Below are 18,596 nucleotides of genomic sequence, written 5' to 3'. Positions count from 1 at the left end.
TGTCAGCAACTCACCGGGAGAGTCTCCATGGCGAAAAGGCTTCACCTGATCGGCCTCGTCGCCGCGCTCTCGGTCGCCGTCGCCACTCCGGCGTCGGCGACCGAGGAGTCGCGGATGAGCCTCGAAGAGAAGGTCGGCCAGCTCTTCGTCACCTACGCCTACGGCGCGACCGCCGACACGACCGATCCGGCGCACGTGGCGGCCAACCGCAAGGAACTCGGCGTCGACAACGCCAAGCAGCTGATCGAGAAGTACCACCTCGGCGGCGTCATCTACTTCGCGTGGGCCGGCAACACCGCCACCCCCGCGCAGACCGCGGGCCTGTCCAACGGGCTGCAGGCCGCCTCCCGGCTGCCGTTGCTGATCAGCACCGACCAGGAGCACGGCGTGGTCTACCGCGTCGGCGAACCCGCGACGCAGTTCCCCGGCAGCATGGCGCTCGGCGCGACGCGCTCCCCCGCGCTCGCGCACGAGGCAGGGCGCATCGCCGGAGGTGAGCTGCGGGCGATGGGCATCAACCAGAACTACGCGCCGGACGCCGACGTCAACGTCAACCCGCTCAACCCGGTGATCGGCGCGCGGTCCTTCGCCGAGGACCCCGGGCTCGCCGCGCGGTTGACCGCCGCCCAGGTGGAGGGCTACCAGCGGGGCGGCGTGGTCGCGACGGCCAAGCACTTCCCCGGCCACGGCGACACCAACGTGGACAGCCACACCGGCATCCCGGTGATCAACCACAGCCGCGAGCAGTGGGAACGGCTGGACGCTCCCCCGTTCCGCGCGGCCATCGGCAGCGGGATCGACTCGATCATGACCGGCCACCTGGTGGTGCCCGCGCTCGATCCCTCCGGCGATCCGGCGACGCTGTCCAAGCCGATCATCACCGGCCTGCTTCGGGAGAAGCTCGGCTTCCGCGGCGTGGTGGTCACCGACTCCCTCGGCATGGCCGGGGTGCGGCAGAAGTACGGCGACGCGCGGGTTCCGGTGCTCGCGCTGAAGGCGGGCGTGGACCAGCTGCTCAAGCCGCCGAACATCGACCTCGCGTACAACGCCGTGCTCAAGGCGGTGCGCGACGGGGAGCTGACGGAGGCGCGGATCGACGAGTCCGTGCGCCGCATCCTGAAGCTCAAGCGCCAGCGCGGGCTGTTCGCCAACCGCTACGTCGACCCCAACCCGGTCGTGGGCGTGCCGTCGAGCCTCCGCGCCGCGCAGGACGTCGCCGACCGCGGCGTGACGGTGCTGCGGAACTCCGCGTTGCCCTTGGCGGACAAGCCCGCGAAGGACCTGGTCACCGGCTGGGGAACGACGGCAGAACCGGCTCCGGCCAAGCTCGCCCAGTCCCTGACGCGCCGAGGCGCGGCCACGACCGTCCTGCCGACCGGGGCGAAGCCGACGCAGGCGCAGATCGATGCCGCTGTCGCGGTGGCGACCGACCTCAACGTGGTGATCACCAACAACGCGTCGGCCGAGCAGCAACAGCTGGTCAAAGCCTTGCAGGGGACAGGAAAACGGGTCGTCGTGATCGGCGTTCGCGAGCCCTACGAAGCCGCGTCGCTGACGGGGACCTACTTGGCGACCTACTCGTACGCGCGTCCGGCCTTGGAGGCGGCGGTGCGCGTCGTGTACGGCGAGGTGAGCCCGCGCGGCAAGCTCCCGGTGACCGTTCCCGGTCACTTCGCGTTCGGCCACGGGTTGACCTGGAGGATCTGATGCGCCGCCTCGTTCTCCTCGTCATCGCGGCGCTTCTGCTCACCGGGGCGTCCGCGGTCGCGTCCCCGGCCGGGGTGCGCGTGTTGTCGTTCAACATCCACACCGGCATCGGCGTGGACAACCGGCTCGACCTCACCCGGGTCGCGCAGACCATCCGTGCGACGAAGGCCGATGTCGTTGGACTGCAAGAGGTCGACGTGCACTGGTCGGCGCGCAGCGACTGGGCCGACCAGGCTTCTGCGCTCGCGTCCGCGCTGGGGATGCACGTGTTCTTCGCGCCGATCTACGACCTCGATCCGCTGGAGCCGGGCAAACCGCGGCGTCAGTTCGGCGTCGCGCTGCTGAGCCGCTTCCCGATCCTGTCCGCGGAGAACCACAAGATCACGCGGTTGTCCACGCAGAGCAGCAACCCGGTTCCCGAGCTGATGCCGGGCTTCCCGGAGATCGTGATCGACGTCCGCGGCGTGCGGACCCACGTCTACACCACGCACCTGGACTACCGCGGCGATCCGTCCGTGCGGCGGACGCAGGTCGCGGACACGTTGAGGGTGCTCGGCCAGGACCGTGGTGCGCCGAGGATTCTCGTCGGCGACTTCAACGCGGGGCCCGAGGCGCCCGAACTTGGTCCACTGTGGACAGAGTTGAGCGACGGGTGGCTCGCGGCGCGCGGGCGCTCCGGCGGGCTCACGTATCCCGTCGACCCGCCGGACCGCCGCATCGACTACATCACCGCGTCCTCGCCCGTGCGGTTCCGGTCGATGGACGTGCTGGTGAGCCCGGTGTCCGACCACCTTCCCGTGCTCGGTGAACTCGTGCTGCCACGGCCGCGTTCCCCTTGGGGCAGCGCGAACCAGGTGCTGCGCAGGGGCACGGCCGCGGTGCCTCCGCTCGCTCCGATCGCAGCGGGCGGGCCGTACCCGGGCGGCGTCGTGCTCGGCGCGCGCGACGGCGTGATCTTCGAGCACTCGGCGTTCGGGGATGCGCTCCGGCACGACGAGAACGGCGAGCTGCCACCGGCTCCCCGGCTGCCGATGCGGCCGGACACGATCTTCGACGTCGCGTCGATCTCCAAGCTGTTCACCAGTGTCGTCGCGATGCAGTTCGCGGAGCGCGGGCGCGTCGACCTGGACGCGCCGATCGCCCGCTACCTGCCGGAATTCGCCGTCAACGGCAAGGGGACCGTGACGCTGCGGCACGTGCTGACGCACACCTCCGGCCTGCCCGCCGGGCTCGCGGTCGGCTCGTACCCGACGATCCCGGAACGGCTCGCCGCGATCTACCGCGTCGGCCTGCGCGCGGCGCCGGGAACCCGCTACGAGTACTCCGACCTGAGCCTGATCATCGTCGGCAAGGTGCTGGAGCGGGTGTCCGGTCGCACGCTGCCGGAGCTGGTCGCGGAAGGGATCACCGAGCCGCTTCGCCTGCGCGACACCCTGTACAACCCGCCGGAGTCGCTGCGCGGCCGGATCGCGCCGACCCAGGTGACGACGGCGCGCGGGCTGATCTGGGGCGTCGTGCACGACTCGACGTCCTGGTACCTCGGCGGGACCGCCGGGCACGCGGGCGTTTTCAGCACTGCCGCCGATCTCGCCGTGTTCGCGCAGATGCTGCTCAACGGCGGTCGCTACGGCTCGGCGCGGGTGCTGTCCCCGGAGAGCGTCCGCGCGATGACCACGAACTGGAACGCCGCGTTCGCGGGCGCTGACCGAGGGCTCGGGCTCGACGTCTACAAGCACTCGTTCATGGGGGCGATGGCGACGCCGTCCACCGTGGGCCACACCGGCTTCACCGGAACGTCGCTGGTCATCGATCCGGTCACGCGCTCGATCCTGATCCTGATGACCAATCGCGTGCACCCCACGTCCTCCGGCCCGTCCGTGAACCCCCGGCGCCAAGCCGTCGCGGACGCCGTCGCCCGGTCTGTTCCCGTCCGGCCGTTCTCCGGGCCCACCTCGTGGCTCGCCACCGCGCCGACCTCGACCTTGACAGCTGCCGTCAAGGGTGGGGCGGCGATCGAGTTCGGCTTGTGGGCGGACACCGAGCCCGGGGACGTGTTCGCGTTGGAGACCTCCGCGGACGGCGGGACCACGTGGCAACCTTTGCCGTTCTCCTTGCGCGACGGGGACGGCGCGTGGTCCTCGCCCGGCACCGTTTCGGGTTTCCTGGGGCGCTCGTGGGCGCGGGCGTCCACCACTCTGCCCGCGGCCGCCGTGCTTGTGCGGTGGCGGCAAACGAACAACGCGGAAGTGCAGGGGCGGGGCGTGTACGTGGACGCGATCCTCGTCGACGGGAAGCCCGCCGACGAGGCGAAGCTGATCTCTTCCGGGTTCGCACCGAGCACGACGTAGCGGGAGGGGCGGGAACCGGGTTGGACGCACGGGGTACTCTGAACGTGTGAGCACTGGTTTTCTGCTCCTTAGCCAGCCGCGCTGACCGTCGGAACGGTCCGCGCGGCAACCCCTCATGCCCTTCCTGGGCTGGGGGGTTTGTTGTTGCTGGGGCCAGAAGTGTTCGCGCGGGGACGCCCGCACCCGGGGAAGGAAAGGGAACGACGATGAGCACCGAGGCAGCTCCCGAGAGCGGCACGCAGGACGCGGTACCCGTCCACCGGTACACCGCCGCGCTGGCCGGCCAGATCGAGCGGCGCTGGCAGGACCGTTGGGAGGACGAGGGGACCTTCCGCGCGCCGAACCCCTCGGGTTCCCTGGCCGACCCGGACGCCGCCGCGGGCCGCGAGAAGCTGTTCGTCCAGGACATGTTCCCCTACCCCTCCGGGGCCGGGCTGCACGTCGGCCACCCGCTGGGCTTCATCGGCACCGACGTGTTCGCCCGCTTCCACCGGATGAACGGCCGCAACGTCCTGCACACCATGGGCTTCGACGCGTTCGGCCTGCCCGCGGAGCAGTACGCGGTGCAGACCGGGCAGCACCCGCGCAAGACCACCGAGGCCAACATCGAGACCTACCTGCGGCAGATCCGCAGGCTGGGGCTGGGCCACGACGACCGGCGGCGGATCTCCACCATCGACCCCGGCTACTACCGGTGGACCCAGTGGATCTTCCTGCAGATCTACAACTCCTGGTTCGACACCCGCGTCAACAGGGCCCGGCCGATCGCCGAGCTGGAGGCGGAGTTCGCCGCGGGTGAGCGCGCCACCGCCGACGGTCGCCCGTGGGCCGAGCTGAGCGCGTCGGACCGGCAGCGCGAGCTGAACTCCTTCCGGCTGGCCTACCTGTCCGAGGCGCCGGTGAACTGGTGCCCCGGCCTGGGCACGGTGCTGGCCAACGAGGAGGTCACCGCGGACGGCCGCAGCGAGCGCGGCAACTTCCCGGTGTTCCGCCGCAACCTGCGCCAGTGGATGATGCGGATCACCGCCTACTCCGACCGCCTGGTGGACGACCTGGACCGGCTGGACTGGCCGGAGAAGGTCAAGGCCATGCAGCGCAACTGGATCGGCCGCTCCCAGGGCGCGCGGGTCAGCTTCGCCGCGGGCGAGCACTCCATCGAGGTCTTCACCACCCGCCCGGACACCCTGTTCGGCGCGACCTACATGGTGCTGGCGCCGGAGCACCCGCTGGTGGACGCGCTGCTGCCGGACGCGTGGCCGTCCGATGTGGACAGCCGGTGGACCGGAGGGGCTGCGACCCCGGCCGAGGCCATCGCCGCCTACCGCCGCGCCGCCTCGATGAAGTCGGAGCTGGAGCGGCAGGAGAACAAGGACAAGACCGGTGTCTTCGTCGGCGTCCACGCGGAGAACCCGGTCAACGGGGCCAAGATCCCGGTCTTCGTCGCCGACTACGTGCTGAGCGGCTACGGCACCGGCGCGATCATGGCGGTGCCCGGCCAGGACGCGCGCGACTGGGACTTCGCCGAGGCGTTCGGGCTGCCCATCATCCGCACGGTCCAGCCGTCGGAGGGCTTCGACGGCAAGGCGTTCACCGGTGACGGGCCCGCGATCAACTCGAGCCACGAAAAAAGCATCAGCCTGGACGGACTGGAGGTCGACGAGGCCAAGCAGCGGATCATCGCGTGGCTGGAGGAGCGCGGGGTCGGCGAGGGCACCGTCCAGTACAAGCTGCGCGACTGGCTGTTCTCGCGGCAGCGCTACTGGGGCGAGCCGTTCCCGATCGTCTACGGCGAGGACGGCGTGCCGCGCGCGCTGCCGGAGAGCATGCTGCCGGTCGAACTGCCCGAGGTCGACGACTACTCGCCGAAGACCTTCGACCCCGAGGACGCGGAGAGCGAGCCGTTCGCGCCGCTGGGCCGGGCGACCGACTGGGTCGAGGTCGAGCTGGACCTGGGCGAGGGCAGGAAGCGCTACCGCCGCGACATCAACACGATGCCGAACTGGGCCGGCTCCTGCTGGTACCAGCTGCGCTACATCGACCCGTACAACGAGGAGACGCTGTGCGACCCGGGCGCCGAGCAGTACTGGGTCGGCAAGGACCCGGCCAAGCACGGCGCGAACGACCCGGGCGGCGTTGACCTGTACATCGGCGGCGTGGAGCACGCGGTGCTGCACCTGCTGTACTCGCGGTTCTGGCAGAAGGTGCTGTTCGACCTGGGGCACGTCAGCTCGGAGGAGCCCTTCCGGAAGCTGTTCAACCAGGGCTACATCCAGGCTTACGCCTACACCGACTCGCGTGGCTCGTACGTGCCCGCGGAAGAGGTGGTCGAGCGCGACGGCAAGTACTTCTGGGGAGACCAGGAGGTCAACCGCGAGTACGGCAAGATGGGCAAGAGCCTGAAGAACGTCGTCACGCCGGACGAGATGTGCGACAACTACGGCGCCGACACCTTCCGGCTGTACGAGATGTCGATGGGACCGCTGGAGCTGTCCCGCCCCTGGGCGACCAAGGACGTCGTCGGCGCGCAGCGGTTCCTGCAGCGGCTGTGGCGCAACCTGGTCGACGAGGAGACGGGCGAGCTGCGCGTCACCGACGCCGAGCCGGACGAGGAGACGCTGCGCGCGCTGCACAAGGCGATCGCCGGGGTCCGCGAGGACTACCAGAACATGCGCAACAACACCGCCGCGGCGAAGCTGATCGAGCTGAACAACCACGTCACCAAGCGCTTCTCCGCCGAGGCCGGTACGCCGCGCCGGGTGGCCGAGGCGATGGTGCTGATGCTGGCGCCGCTGTGCCCGCACGTCGCCGAGGAGCTGTGGTCGCGGCTGGGCTCGAAGGAGTCGCTGGCGCACGGGCCGTTCCCGGTCGCCGAGGAGCGGTACCTGGTCGAGGACAGCGTGGAGTACCCGATCCAGGTCAACGGCAAGGTCCGCTCGCGCGTGGTCGTCCCGGCCGATGCCGGTGTGGACCAGGTCAAGGCGGCCGCGCTGGCCGAGGAGAAGATCGTCGCCGCGCTGGCGGGCGGTGAGCCGCGCAAGGTGATCGTGGTCCCGGGCCGCCTGGTCAACGTGGTGCTGTAACCCTTCGCCCTTCGCGTGACCAATGCGCCATCCGTTACGTCGTGCGTAACCGGTGGCGCATTGGTTATGTACGGTCGGGAGCATGATCGGGGGACGGTGCCGCGTGCTCGCGGTGGTGGGCGTTGCGGTTTCGGCGTTGCTGACCGGCGCCCCGTCCGCGCAGGCGAACCCGTTGTCCTGGAAGGACTGTGCGGACAACGCCGAGCTCAAGTGCGCTTCGCTGGACGTGCCGGTGGACCACGCCGGTCCCACCGGCGACCGGGTCACGCTCGCGCTCGTCAAGGCGCCCGCGCGCAATCCCGCGGAGCGGCTGGGCTCGGTGGTGGTCAACCGCGGCGGTCCGGGCTTCTCCACCATCCAGTACCTCGAACTGGTCAAGGCCAAGCACCTCCCGGCGCCGTGGGACGACCGGGTCTGGGACCGCTACGACGTCATCGCGCTCGACCAGCGCGGGGTGGGCAAGGCGACGCCCGCCGTGAAGTGCTTCGCGACTCCGGAGGCCGCGGCCGCGTTCGGGGCGGGCGTGCCGACCGTTCCGGTGAGCCCGTCCGAGGTGATGAAGCGCGCCGCCAAGGACGCCGAGTTCGCCGCGGAGTGCCGCAAGCACACGGGAAAACTCCTCGACCACCTCTCGACCGCTGCCGTGGCAAGGGATCTCGACCTGGTGCGCGCGGCGCTCGGCGAGCACAGGCTGAACTTCCTCGGCCAGTCCTACGGTGTCGCCCTCGGCACCGTCTACGCGAACCTGTTCCCCGCGCGCGTGGGCTCGTTCGTGCTGGACAGCGTGCTGAACCCGGCGAACTCCACCACGGGGCCGATCGGTTCCGTGCCGTCCGAACGGATCGGCTCGGACACCTCGACCCGCGACACCATGCGGGAGTTCCTGCGGTTGTGCGCGCAGGGCAAGAGCTGCCAGTTCGCCAAGCACGGACCGCGCGCCCACGACGAACTGCTCGCCAGGCTGCGGGCGAAACCGCTGGCGCTGACCACGCCGGACGGCAAGAAGGTCTCGCTGACCTACTCCAAGCTCGTCGTCTACGTCGGCGGTCGGCTCTACCAGACCAACGCGTGGACCGGGATCGACTTCATGCTCGACCTGACCCATCGCGCGCTCGCCGAGCCCACCGGCCAGGCGGCCACCGACCTCGCCCAGGTCGTGTCCTATTTGGACCAGTACGAGCCGGACACCCCGTACAACCAACTGACTCCGGCCTACAGCGCGTTCACCTGCAACGACGATGACACGTCGAAGTTCGCGCTGGCGTGGTGGGCGGCGGCCGAGCGCCGTGAGCGGATCGCACCGCACTTCGCGATGCTGCGCGCCTACGAGACCAGCCAGTGCGCGTCGTGGCAGGCGAAGCCGAAGGAGCGCTACACCGGCCCGTGGACGGCGAAGACCGACAAGCCCGCGCTGATCATCAACAACCGCTTCGACCCCGCGACACCGCTCGCCGGTGCTGTCGAGCTGAGCCGGACCCTGAACAGCCGTCTGCTGATCGCCGAAGGCTGGGGTCACATCGCCGCGCAGCAGTCCACGTGCGCCATCACCGCGACCTCCGACTACCTCGTCACGGGCGCGCTGCCCAAGCCCGGCACGACCTGCAAGCCGGACGTCGTCCCGTTCGCGGGCTGACTGTCGGGGACGAGGACTCGCCAAGGAGTTGCGGGCCAGGTCGCCCGAGATCTTCGAGCCGTGGCGCGGTCCGGCTCCGGGAGTTGGACTGGGATCGGGTGCGACCGGTCCTGCGCGCCCACCTCGAACCGCTGGACGGCGTCGACGTGGCGTTGTTCCCGCCGCGGTGATCAGGAGAAGCCGACGACCGCGGCCAGCTCGGTGAGCATCGACTCGAAGAGCGGTTCGGCGTCGTTGACCGCGAACGGGAAGCGGCCGAAGACCTCCAGTGCGACGTGGCCGTACAGCCGTGCCCACCACTGCAGGATCAGGTAGATCGTGCCGAGCTGGAGCTTCTCCCCCGCCACCTGGTGACCGGCCGCGGCCAGGTTGGCGGCCAGGTCCTCGCGGTAGGCGGTCAGCTCGCCGCGCACCCGCTCCGGCACCTCCAGCGACTCCGACGGGTAGATCTGGTGCTCGCTCAGCAGCTGGCCCGCCACCTCCAGGAACACCCGGCCGAAGTGGTCCTGGGCGGGCCGGTTGGTCGAGGTGTTGGTCTCCTCCGGGCTGGTGGCGAAGACGAGGGTGAACTCCCTGGGATGGGCCAGGGCCCACTGGCGGAAGCCGCGGCAGACGGCGAACACGCGCTCGGCGGGCTGGGAGACGGGGATCGCGGCCAGCTGCGGGTTGAGCGTCGCGGCGAGGTCGGCGGAGATGTCGTCGCAGACGTGGCGCAGCAGGTCGGCGCGCGAGTCGTAGTAGCGGTAGAGCGCGGGCGCGGTGATACCGAGTTCCCTGGCGATGGCGCGCAGGGTGACGGCGTGGCTGCCGTCTTCCACGAGCAGGCGACGGGCGCAGGCCAGGATTTCCCGTTCGGTGTCCGCCCGAAGTCTTTCGCGCCGAGTGCTCTCGGTCATACCTCACCTTATCGGGTTGTGAACGGTGTTCACTGTCGCGTACGGTGACGAACCGGGAAGTGAACACCGTTTACTGACTGCGCCGGCTCTCGCACGGTAGCCGCAGCGCTCGCCGGACCACCAGTTACCTGGAGGGCTCGATCGTGTTCGTCTCATGGGGTTCCGTCGTCCACCGTCGCCGCTGGCTGGTGGCCATCGCGATCGTCCTGTTCACGGTCGTCGGCGGGGCCTGGGGCGCCGGGGTGTTCGGCCAGCTCTCGCAGGGCGGTTACGAGGACCCGGGCAGTGAGGCGGCGCGGGCGACCGCCACGGCCAAGGAAGCCCTCGGGCGCCAGGGCGGCGACCTCGCGGTGATCTACACCGTGCCGACCGGCACCGTGGACGACCAGGCGAACGCCGCGAAGATCACCGACCGGCTCCGCGCGCTGCCCGCGGACAAGGTGGAGCGCACGCTCTCGTACTGGGACACCAGGGCGCCGCAGTTCGCCGACGCGGAGAAGAAGCGCGGGATCGCCGTGATCACCCTCCGGTCCGGCGACGAGAACGAGAAGATCAGCCAGTACCCCGAGCTGCGGGACAAGCTCCAGGTGGACGGCGTGCGCACGGAGATCGCCGGCTTCGTGCCGATGGCCGCGGCGATCAACGAGACCACCCAGACCGACCTGATCAAGGCCGAGCTGGTCTCCGTCCCGCTCACCCTGATCCTGCTCGTGGTGATCTTCGGCGGCCTGGTCGCGGCCTCGCTGCCGGTGGCCGTCGGCGGCCTGGCGATCCTCGGCTCGCTCGGCGTCATCCGGATCATCTCCTCGTTCACCGAGGTCAGCACGTTCGCGGTGAACGTCGCGTCGCTGCTCGGGCTCGGGCTGGCGATCGACTACGGGTTGTTCATGGTCGGCCGGTTCCGCGAGGAGATCGCCGCGGGCCGCGCGACCCCGGACGCCGTGCGCCGCACCGTGGCCACCGCGGGCCGCACCGTCGCGTTCTCGGCGACCCTGCTGGTCATCGCGCTGGCCGGCCTCCTGCTGTTCCCGCAGGGCTTCCTCAAGTCCGTCGCGTACGGCGGCATGGCCGCGGTGGGCATCGCGGCGCTGGTCTCGCTGACCCTGCTCCCCGCGCTGCTGGCCATGCTCGGCAAGAAGGTGGACTCGCTCGGCCTGCCGTGGCGGAAGAACAAGCGCGCCGCCGCGGAGGATGGCCGCGGCTGGCACCGCCTGGCCAGCGGCGTGATGCGCCGCCCCGCCCTGGTCGCGGTGCCGATCGTGGCAGGTCTGCTGCTGCTCGGCGCGCCGTTCCTGGGCGCGAGCTTCGGCGCGGTCACCGAGAAGGTGCTGCCCGCCTCCAACGCCACCCGCCAGGCCACCGAGACGCTGAACGCGAACTTCCCCGGCCTGGCCAACGACGGCGCGCAGCTGGTGATCAAGAGCCGCGACGGTTCCGCACCCGACCAGCGGGCCGTGGCGAGCTTCGCCGCCTCGGTGGACAACGTGCCCGGGGTCAGCGCCGTCCAGGTGACGGGTGCGGCCAAGGACGTCGTCACGCTGAGCGCGAAGCTGCCGGGCGATGCCATGGGCAGCGCCGCCAAGGACGCGATCGGCGCGATCCGCGCCGTGTCGCCGCCGCCGAACACCGACCTCCTGGTCGGCGGCATCACCGCGCAGGTGACCGACTCGCTCGACGCGATCATCGAGCAGCTGCCGTTGATGGCGATCGTGGTGATCGGCGCGACCCTGCTGCTGATGTTCCTCGCGTTCGGCTCGCTGTTGCTGCCGGTCAAGGCCGTGGTGATGAGCGCGCTGAGCCTGTCGGCGACCTTCGGCGTGCTGGTGTGGGTCTTCCAGGACGGCCACCTCGCCGACCTGATCGGGGTGACCCCCGGGCCGCTGGAGGCCGGGATCGTGGTGCTGATGGCGGCCGTCGTGTTCGGCCTGTCCACCGACTACGAGGTCTTCCTGATGTCCCGGATGGTCGAGGCGAAGACGAAGGGCGCCGGCAACGCCGAGGCCGTGGCGACAGGGATCGCCAAGACCGGCCGCGTGATCAGCGCCGCCGCGATCCTGCTGATCGTGGTCACCGGCGCGTTCGCCTTCTCCGACGTGGCGATGATGCGGTTCGTCGGCGTCGGCATGATCCTCGCGCTGGTGCTGGACGCGACCATCGTCCGGATGCTGCTCGTCCCCGCCGTCATGCGCCTGCTCGGTAACGCGGCGTGGTGGGCGCCGGGTCCGCTGCGGCGGCTGCAGCAGCGGGTCGGGCTGCAGGAGTCCGACGATCTTCCGGAGGACGCCGAAACGTCCAGGAGTCCCCAGCCGGTGGGCTGACAAGCAAGATCGACTCACCCTTCACCCGAACGTGTTTGCCTGCATCTGGAAAAGGCGAGTTTCAACATCAGACTTCTTTCTGTGACGCTATCGTTAGGTGATACCCCTGAGTAGCCTCTGTCGCGTTCCACCGTTTGGCGTAAACAGTTCGGGATCTCCTACTGAGAGTGATTGATCTGCTGCTCAGAGGACGGACTGGCCGGACGGTCGTGGTTGCCGGACTGCCGCCATCCGGAGGGGCTCGTGTTCGCTGCTTGGGGATCTCTGGTCCATCGCCAACGCTGGCTGGTCGTCGCGACCGTGCTGCTGATCGCCCTGCTGGGCGGTGCGTGGGGCAGCGGGGTCTTCGACCGGCTCTCCCAGGGCGGCTACGACGACCCGACCAGCGAGGCGGTGCAGGCGACCAAGGCGGTGGAGAGCACGCTCGGCAAGCCGGGCGGTGACTTCGTCGCGATCTACACGGTCCCCCAGGGCTCGACCGTGGACGACCCGAACCTCGGCCAGCGGATCAACAGCAGGCTGAGCACGCTGCCCAAGGACAAGGTCAGCAAGGTCGTCTCCTACTGGCAGCTGCCGAACCCGCAGTTCGCCACGCCGGACAAGCGCCGCGGCGTCGCGGTGTTCACCCTCGCCGGCGCCAACGACGACGAGAAGCTGGCCGCCTTCGACGAGGTCCGCGGGATGATCGCGGTCGACGGCGCGCAGAGCACCGTGACCGGCTACTACGCGCTCGGCAAGGAGATCAACGAGACCTCGCACAACGACCTGGTGCGGGCCGAGCTGATCTCGCTCCCGGTGACGCTGGTGCTGCTCGTGCTGTTCTTCGGTGGTCTGGTGGCGGCGTCGCTGCCGGTGGCCATCGGCGGCCTGACGATCCTCGGCGCGCTCGGCGTGCTGCGGCTGCTCACCGTCTTCAGCGACGTGAACACCTTCGCAGTGAACGTGGCGACGCTGCTCGGGCTCGGACTCGCGATCGACTACGGGTTGTTCATGGTCGGGCGCTTCCGCGAGGAGCTGGCAGGCGGCCGTTCCACTGAGGACGCCGTGCAGCGCACCGTCGCGACGGCGGGTCGCACGGTCGCCTTCTCCTCCACCCTGCTGGTGATCGCGCTCGGCGGCCTGCTGCTGTTCCCGCAGGCGTTCCTCAAGTCCGTCGGCTACGGCGGCATGGCGGCGGTGGGCATCGCCGCGGTGCTCTCGCTGACCCTGCTCCCAGCGGTGTTCGCGGTGCTCGGTCGCCGCGTCGACGCGCTCTCGATGCCGTGGCGGCGCGGCAAGGGCGCCGTGCAGCACCGCGAGTGGCCCGGCTGGCGCAAGCTCGCCGACTGGGTGATGAAGCGCCCGGTCTTCGTCGCCGCGCCGATCCTGGCCATGCTGTTCGTGCTGGGCGCCCCGTTCCTCGGCGTCAACTTCGGCGCGGTCACCGAGAAGGTGCTGCCCCAGGAGAACTCCGCCCGCCAGTCCGCCGAGCAGCTGATGCGGGAGTTCCCGCAGCTCGGTGCCGACGGCGCGCAGATCGTGCTGCGCGGCTACCAGGGCAAGGCGCCGACCCCGGAGACCGTGCAGAAGTTCATCGGCGAGGTCGCCAAGGTCCCCGGCGTCACCGAGGTCAAGCCCGGCCAGGCCGCGGGCGACGTCGCCACGATCAGCGCGAAGCTGCCCGGTGGCTCGCTCAGCTCGGAGGCCAAGACCGCCGTCGCGGACCTGCGCAACCTCTCCGAGCCGCCGAACACCGAGGTCATGGTGGGCGGTCGCACCGCGGAGGTGGTGGACAGCCTCGCCGCGACCGCTGCCCAGCTGCCGTGGATGATCGCGCTGGTCGTCGGCGCCACCATGGTGCTGATGTTCCTGGCCTTCGGCTCGGTGATGATGCCGATCAAGGCCGTCGTGATGAGCGCGGTGAGCCTGACCGCCACCTTCGGCGCGCTGGTCTGGGTGTTCCAGGACGGGCACGGCGCCGACCTGCTCGGCGTGGAGCCGGGACCGCTGGAGGCGGGCGTCGTCGTGCTGATGGCGGCCGTGGTCTTCGGCCTGTCCACCGACTACGAGGTCTTCCTGATGTCCCGGATGGTCGAGGCCCGTGAGCGCGGCGCGACCACCGAGGAGGCCGTGAGCATCGGCCTCGGCAAGACCGGCAAGGTGATCAGCGCGGCGGCCGTGCTGCTGATCGTGGTCACCGGCGCGTTCTCGTTCTCCGACATGGCGCTGATGCGCTTCATCGGGATCGGCATGATCCTCGCGCTCGCGCTGGACGCCACGATCGTGCGGATGCTGCTGGTCCCGGCCCTGGTGAAGCTGCAGGGCGAGTTCACCTGGTGGGCGCCGGCCTCGCTGCGGCGGCTGCAGCAGCGGATCGGCCTGCAGGAGCGCGACGAGCTGGACGACCTGGTGCCCGCCGCGGCCAAGGCGCTGGAGACGACCAGCTCCACCACCCGCATCCCCCGCTTCGCCGAGCGCGCCATCGCGGTGGCCTCGGTGGTGCTGGAGCCGGAGCTGATCCAGACGGTGCGCGCCGCCAAGCGGGACTTCCTGCACCGCCTCGAACCGCTGCGGCCGGAGCTGTTCCAGTACTGCCTGCGCCTGGCGGGCGACATCAACCACGCCGAGCGGCTGGTGCAGGAGACCATGGCGCGGGCGTTCGTCGCCTGCACCGAGACGGCCAACCCGGGCATCGACCGGCCGCTGCCCTGGCTCATGCGCATCGCCACCAAGACCCACGTGGACTCGTGGCTGAAGCGGGTGCCCCCGGCCACCGGTCGCCTGGTGATGCACCGGACGACGGCGCAGCTCATCGGCTGAGCGCGGGGAGAGAATGACGCGGCTGGCTACGGAGCCGGACCGCGTCATCTCTGTCCGTCGCCCGGGTGTCATCCGCTGGGCTGAATGTCGGCCGATGGACCGACACATGTGTCACCTGTTTCGATCCAGTGCGGAATCCTTCTTGTGTATTCGATTAACCGGGTCGTGTAATCGAATACACGCACGGCTTGTGTCACGGTGAAAACGCCCGTGATCACAATGGGAGGAGCGCCAACGGTGGCCACGATGAAAGACGTCGCGCGCCGCGCGGGCGTCTCCACCGCCACCGTCTCCCGGGTGCTCAACGGCCACTCCGCGCCCACGCCGGAGACCCGCGCCCGCGTGCTCGCCGCCGTCGACGCCCTGGAGTACCGGCCGAACGTGCTGGCCCGCTCGCTGCGGGTGCACTCGACGCAGACGCTCGGCCTGGTCATCAGCGACCTGCTCAACCCGTTCTTCGCCGAGATCGCCCGCGCGGTCGAGGACGAGGCGCGCAAGCACGGCTACGTGGTGATCTTCGGCAACGCGGACGAGAACGTGGAGCAGCAGGAGCGCTACGTGCGCACGCTGCTCGACCGCAGGGTGGACGGCCTGCTGGTCTGTCCGGCGACCGACGACGACGGCTGGGTCAGCGAGGTCAGCGCGCGCAACGTGCCGCTGGTCCTGCTCGACCGGCGCATCGACGTGGGCGGGGCCCCGGTGGTCTACGCCGACGGCGCCGCGGCCCTGCGCGAACTGGCGACGCACCTGGTCAAGCTCGGCCACCGGCGCATCGGCGTGATCTCCGGACCCGAGGACACCAGCACCGGCAGGGAGCGGCTGCACGCGTTCAACGACGCGCTGCGCACGCTCGGGCATCCGTTGTCGCCGGACCTGGTCACCCACGGGGACTTCCGCCGCCGCAGCGGCGCGGACGCCGCGTCGTGGCTGCTCGGCCGGCCGGAGCCGCCCACCGTGCTGGTCGCGATGGACAACCTGATGGGGCTCGGCGCGCTGGAGGAGCTGCGCAGGCTGGGCAGGCGCATCCCGGACGAGGTCGGCCTGGCCATCTACGACGACCAGCCGTGGTTCCCGCTGTTCGAGCCCGCGATCACCGTGGTCGCCCAGCCCACCGAGGAGATGGGCGGGGCCGCTGTGCGCAGCCTGCTCGCGCTGATCAACGGCGAGCAGCCGGCAGAGGTGCACCTCGACGCGCGCCTGATCGTCCGTGCTTCCTGTGGAGAGAGGCTGTGATGGGCCCCGAACTCCTCCGGGTCGAAGGGATCACCAAGCGCTTCACCGGTGCGCTCGCCCTCTCCGACGTGGACTTCGACCTGCGTTCCGGCGAGGTGCACGTGCTCCTCGGGGAGAACGGCGCAGGCAAGTCCACGCTGGTCAAGGTGCTCGCGGGGGCGCACAGCCCGGACACCGGGCGGATCGTGGTGGACGGCAGGGAGGTCCGGCTCGGCTCGCCGCAGCAGGCCGCGAAGCTCGGCATCGCCGTCATCCACCAGGAGCTGACGCTCGTCCCCGACCTCTCCGTCGCGGAGAACCTGTTCCTCGGCCGGATGCCCCGGCGCTTCGGCTTCGTCGACCGCGCCCTCGTCCGCCGCCGCGCCAGGGAGATGCTGGAACGGGTGGGCCTTCCGGTCGACCCCGGCACCCCCGTGCGCGAACTGGGCATCGCCCAGCAGCAGATGGTGGAGATCGCCAGGGCGCTGGACACCGACGCGAAGGTGCTGGTGCTCGACGAGCCGACCGCGGTGCTCACCGAGACCGAGACCGACCGGCTGCTGGAGATCATGGCCGAGCTGCGGGACGAGGGCGTCGGCCTGGTCTTCATCACCCACCACCTCGAGGAGATCCGGCGCATCGCCGACCGGATCACCGTGCTCCGCGACGGCGAGAGCGTCGGCGTGCTGCCCGCGGGCTCCAGCGTGGACGAGATGGTCCGGATGATGGTCGGCCGCACGATCTCCGAGCAGTACCCGCGCCGCGCCCGCGAGCCGGGCGAGGTGCTGCTCAGCGTCTCCGGGCTGACCAGGAGCGGGGCGTTCTCCGATATCTCGTTCGAGGTCAGGGCCGGTGAGGTGCTGGGGATCGCCGGCCTTGTCGGCTCCGGGCGGACCGAGGTGGCCAGGGCGGTCTTCGGGGTGGACCACTACGACTCCGGCGAGGTCGTCGTCGCGGGCAGCCGTCCCAGGGCGGGCGATGTGCGCGCGGTGATGCGCGCCGGGCTCGGCCTGGTGCCGGAGGACCGCAAGGGCCAGGGCCTGGTGCTGACCTCCAGCGTCGGGGAGAACCTCGGCCTGGTCACGATGCGCGCGGCCACCAAGGGCGGCTTCGTGGACCGGAAGGCGCAGCGCGTGCGCACCTCCGCGATGGCGGGCAGGCTCCGGGTGAAGACCTCGGGGCTGGACCAGCCGGTGCGCGAGCTCTCCGGCGGCAACCAGCAGAAGGTCGTGATCGGCAAGTGGCTGCTGGCCGACGTCCGGGTGCTCGTGCTGGACGAGCCGACCCGCGGGGTCGACGTCGGCGCCAAGGTCGAGATCTACGAGCTGGTCAACGAGCTGACCGATGCGGGTCACGCGGTGGTGCTGATCTCCAGCGACCTGCCCGAGGTGATCGGGATGAGCGACCGCGTGCTGGTCATGTCGGCAGGCCGGGTGGCCGGTGAGCTGACGGCGGCCGAGGCCACCCAGGACGCGGTGATGGCGCTCGCCGTTTCGGCTGGTGCCGCCGAGCCGGGGCGCTGGTCGCACACGGAGGGCTTCTCCGACAAGTGGCGGGAGGCGGAGCGCGACACCGCCCGGCCGTCGGCGCCCGAGGAGACCGTCGCGGACACGACGTGGGAGCAAGCGAGATGACGACGACCCTTGTCGAGCGGGACGGCGGCCGTCCCGACCTGCGCAGGCTGCTGTCCGACAACGGGGCGCTCGGCGGGCTGATCGTGCTCGTGGCGGCCCTGTCGGTCATGGCGCCGAACTTCCTCACCGCGCAGAACCTGCTCAACGTCGGCGTGCAGGCGGCCGTGGTCGCGGTGCTCGCGTTCGGGCAGACCTTCGTGATCGTCTCGGGCGGGATCGACCTGTCGGTGGGCAGCGTCGCCGCGCTCTCCGGCATGGTCGCGGCGTGGTCGTTCACCGAGGCGGGGCTGCCCGGCTGGCTGGCGCTGGTCGCGGGCCTGGTCACGGGGCTGGCCGCCGGTCTGGTCAACGGCGTGATGGTCAGCTACGGCAGGCTGCCCGCCTTCATCGCGACCCTGGCGATGCTCAGCGTGGCCCGCGGCCTGACCCTGGTCGTCTCCGACGGCACCCCGAAGTCCACCCCGGACGAGATCACCGCGCTCGGCAGCACCATCGGCGACTACCTGCCGGTTCCGCTGCTGGTCATGCTGCTCGTGTTTGGCTTGACCGGAATCATTCTCACCCGGACCTACGCGGGGCGCACCATGTACGCGATCGGCGGCAACGCCGACGCCGCGCGGCTGTCCGGGATCAACGTGCGCCGTTCCACCCTGGTGGTCTACGGCCTCGCCGGGGTCTTCGCCGCGGTGGCCGGGCTGTTGCTGGCCGGTCGCCTGGCGTCGGCGGGGCCGCAGGCAGCGGTGGGCTACGAGCTGGACGCCATCGCCGCGGTCGTCATCGGCGGGGCTTCGCTGTCCGGCGGTGTCGGCAGGGCGACGGGCACCTTCGTGGGCGCCCTGGTGCTCGCGGTCCTGCGCAACGGGCTCAACCAGCTCCAGGTGACGCCCTTCTGGCAGCAGGTGGTCATCGGAGTGGTGATCGCCCTCGCCGTCCTGTTCGACACGCTCCGCCGCCGGAACAAGTGATCTC

Annotated in this window: 10 protein-coding genes; 9 read left to right on the top strand and 1 reads right to left on the bottom strand. The window is 70.5% G+C overall.

Going from position 1 to position 18,596, the window contains the following annotated elements:
* Positions 1-27 precede the first annotated feature (27 nt).
* The 4 genes from BLT28_RS28220 (at position 28) to BLT28_RS28205 (ending at position 8,768) form a co-directional block, all read left to right on the top strand.
* Positions 28-1,707: a glycoside hydrolase family 3 protein gene (locus BLT28_RS28220; RefSeq protein WP_030427856.1), complete on the top strand. Its 1,680-nt coding sequence runs from the start codon at positions 28-30 to the stop codon at positions 1,705-1,707.
* The gene (locus tag BLT28_RS28215) at positions 1,707-4,055 is read left to right on the top strand and encodes a serine hydrolase (RefSeq protein ID WP_052406971.1); all 2,349 of its coding nucleotides are present in this window, start codon (positions 1,707-1,709) and stop codon (positions 4,053-4,055) included. The genes BLT28_RS28220 and BLT28_RS28215 overlap by 1 nt, the downstream gene beginning before the upstream one ends.
* Positions 4,056-4,261: 206 nt before the next feature.
* Positions 4,262-7,135 (top strand): leucine--tRNA ligase, encoded by a 2,874-nt coding sequence (gene leuS, locus BLT28_RS28210; RefSeq protein WP_030427854.1) that lies wholly within the window; start codon positions 4,262-4,264, stop codon positions 7,133-7,135.
* A gap of 82 nt (positions 7,136-7,217) precedes the next feature.
* Positions 7,218-8,768: an alpha/beta hydrolase gene (locus BLT28_RS28205; protein ID WP_081900079.1), complete on the top strand. Its 1,551-nt coding sequence runs from the start codon at positions 7,218-7,220 to the stop codon at positions 8,766-8,768.
* 170 nt (positions 8,769-8,938) lie between these two features.
* On the opposite strand, the gene BLT28_RS28200 is transcribed toward BLT28_RS28205, so the two are convergent.
* The gene (locus BLT28_RS28200; RefSeq protein ID WP_030427852.1) at positions 8,939-9,664 is read right to left on the bottom strand and encodes a TetR/AcrR family transcriptional regulator; all 726 of its coding nucleotides are present in this window, start codon (positions 9,662-9,664) and stop codon (positions 8,939-8,941) included.
* A 143-nt stretch (positions 9,665-9,807) separates the two neighbouring features.
* Here BLT28_RS28200 and BLT28_RS28195 point away from each other — a divergent pair, with 143 nt between their 5' ends.
* The 5 genes from BLT28_RS28195 to BLT28_RS42175 all read left to right on the top strand — a co-directional run bounded on the left by BLT28_RS28195 (position 9,808) and on the right by BLT28_RS42175 (position 18,592).
* A complete protein-coding gene (locus BLT28_RS28195) occupies positions 9,808-11,982 on the top strand; it encodes an MMPL family transporter (RefSeq protein WP_030427851.1) in 2,175 nt (724 codons plus the stop codon).
* Positions 11,983-12,225: 243 nt separating this feature from the next.
* Positions 12,226-14,781, top strand: coding sequence for an MMPL family transporter (locus BLT28_RS28190; RefSeq protein ID WP_063766523.1), 2,556 nt, complete (start codon positions 12,226-12,228; stop codon positions 14,779-14,781).
* A 246-nt stretch (positions 14,782-15,027) separates the two neighbouring features.
* Positions 15,028-16,014: a LacI family DNA-binding transcriptional regulator gene (locus BLT28_RS28185; RefSeq protein ID WP_231950901.1), complete on the top strand. Its 987-nt coding sequence runs from the start codon at positions 15,028-15,030 to the stop codon at positions 16,012-16,014.
* The gene (locus BLT28_RS28180) at positions 16,014-17,627 is read left to right on the top strand and encodes a sugar ABC transporter ATP-binding protein (RefSeq protein WP_081900078.1); all 1,614 of its coding nucleotides are present in this window, start codon (positions 16,014-16,016) and stop codon (positions 17,625-17,627) included. The genes BLT28_RS28185 and BLT28_RS28180 overlap by 1 nt, the downstream gene beginning before the upstream one ends.
* On the top strand, positions 17,624-18,592 hold the full coding sequence (locus tag BLT28_RS42175) for an ABC transporter permease (RefSeq protein ID WP_030427847.1): 969 nt from the start codon (positions 17,624-17,626) through the stop codon (positions 18,590-18,592). Before BLT28_RS28180 ends, BLT28_RS42175 begins: the two co-directional genes overlap by 4 nt.
* Positions 18,593-18,596 lie beyond the last annotated feature (4 nt).

It is taken from the genome of Allokutzneria albata (genome assembly GCF_900103775.1).
GTDB classification, from domain to species: domain Bacteria; phylum Actinomycetota; class Actinomycetes; order Mycobacteriales; family Pseudonocardiaceae; genus Allokutzneria; species Allokutzneria albata.
This window is presented reverse-complemented; position numbering and strand designations above follow the sequence as displayed.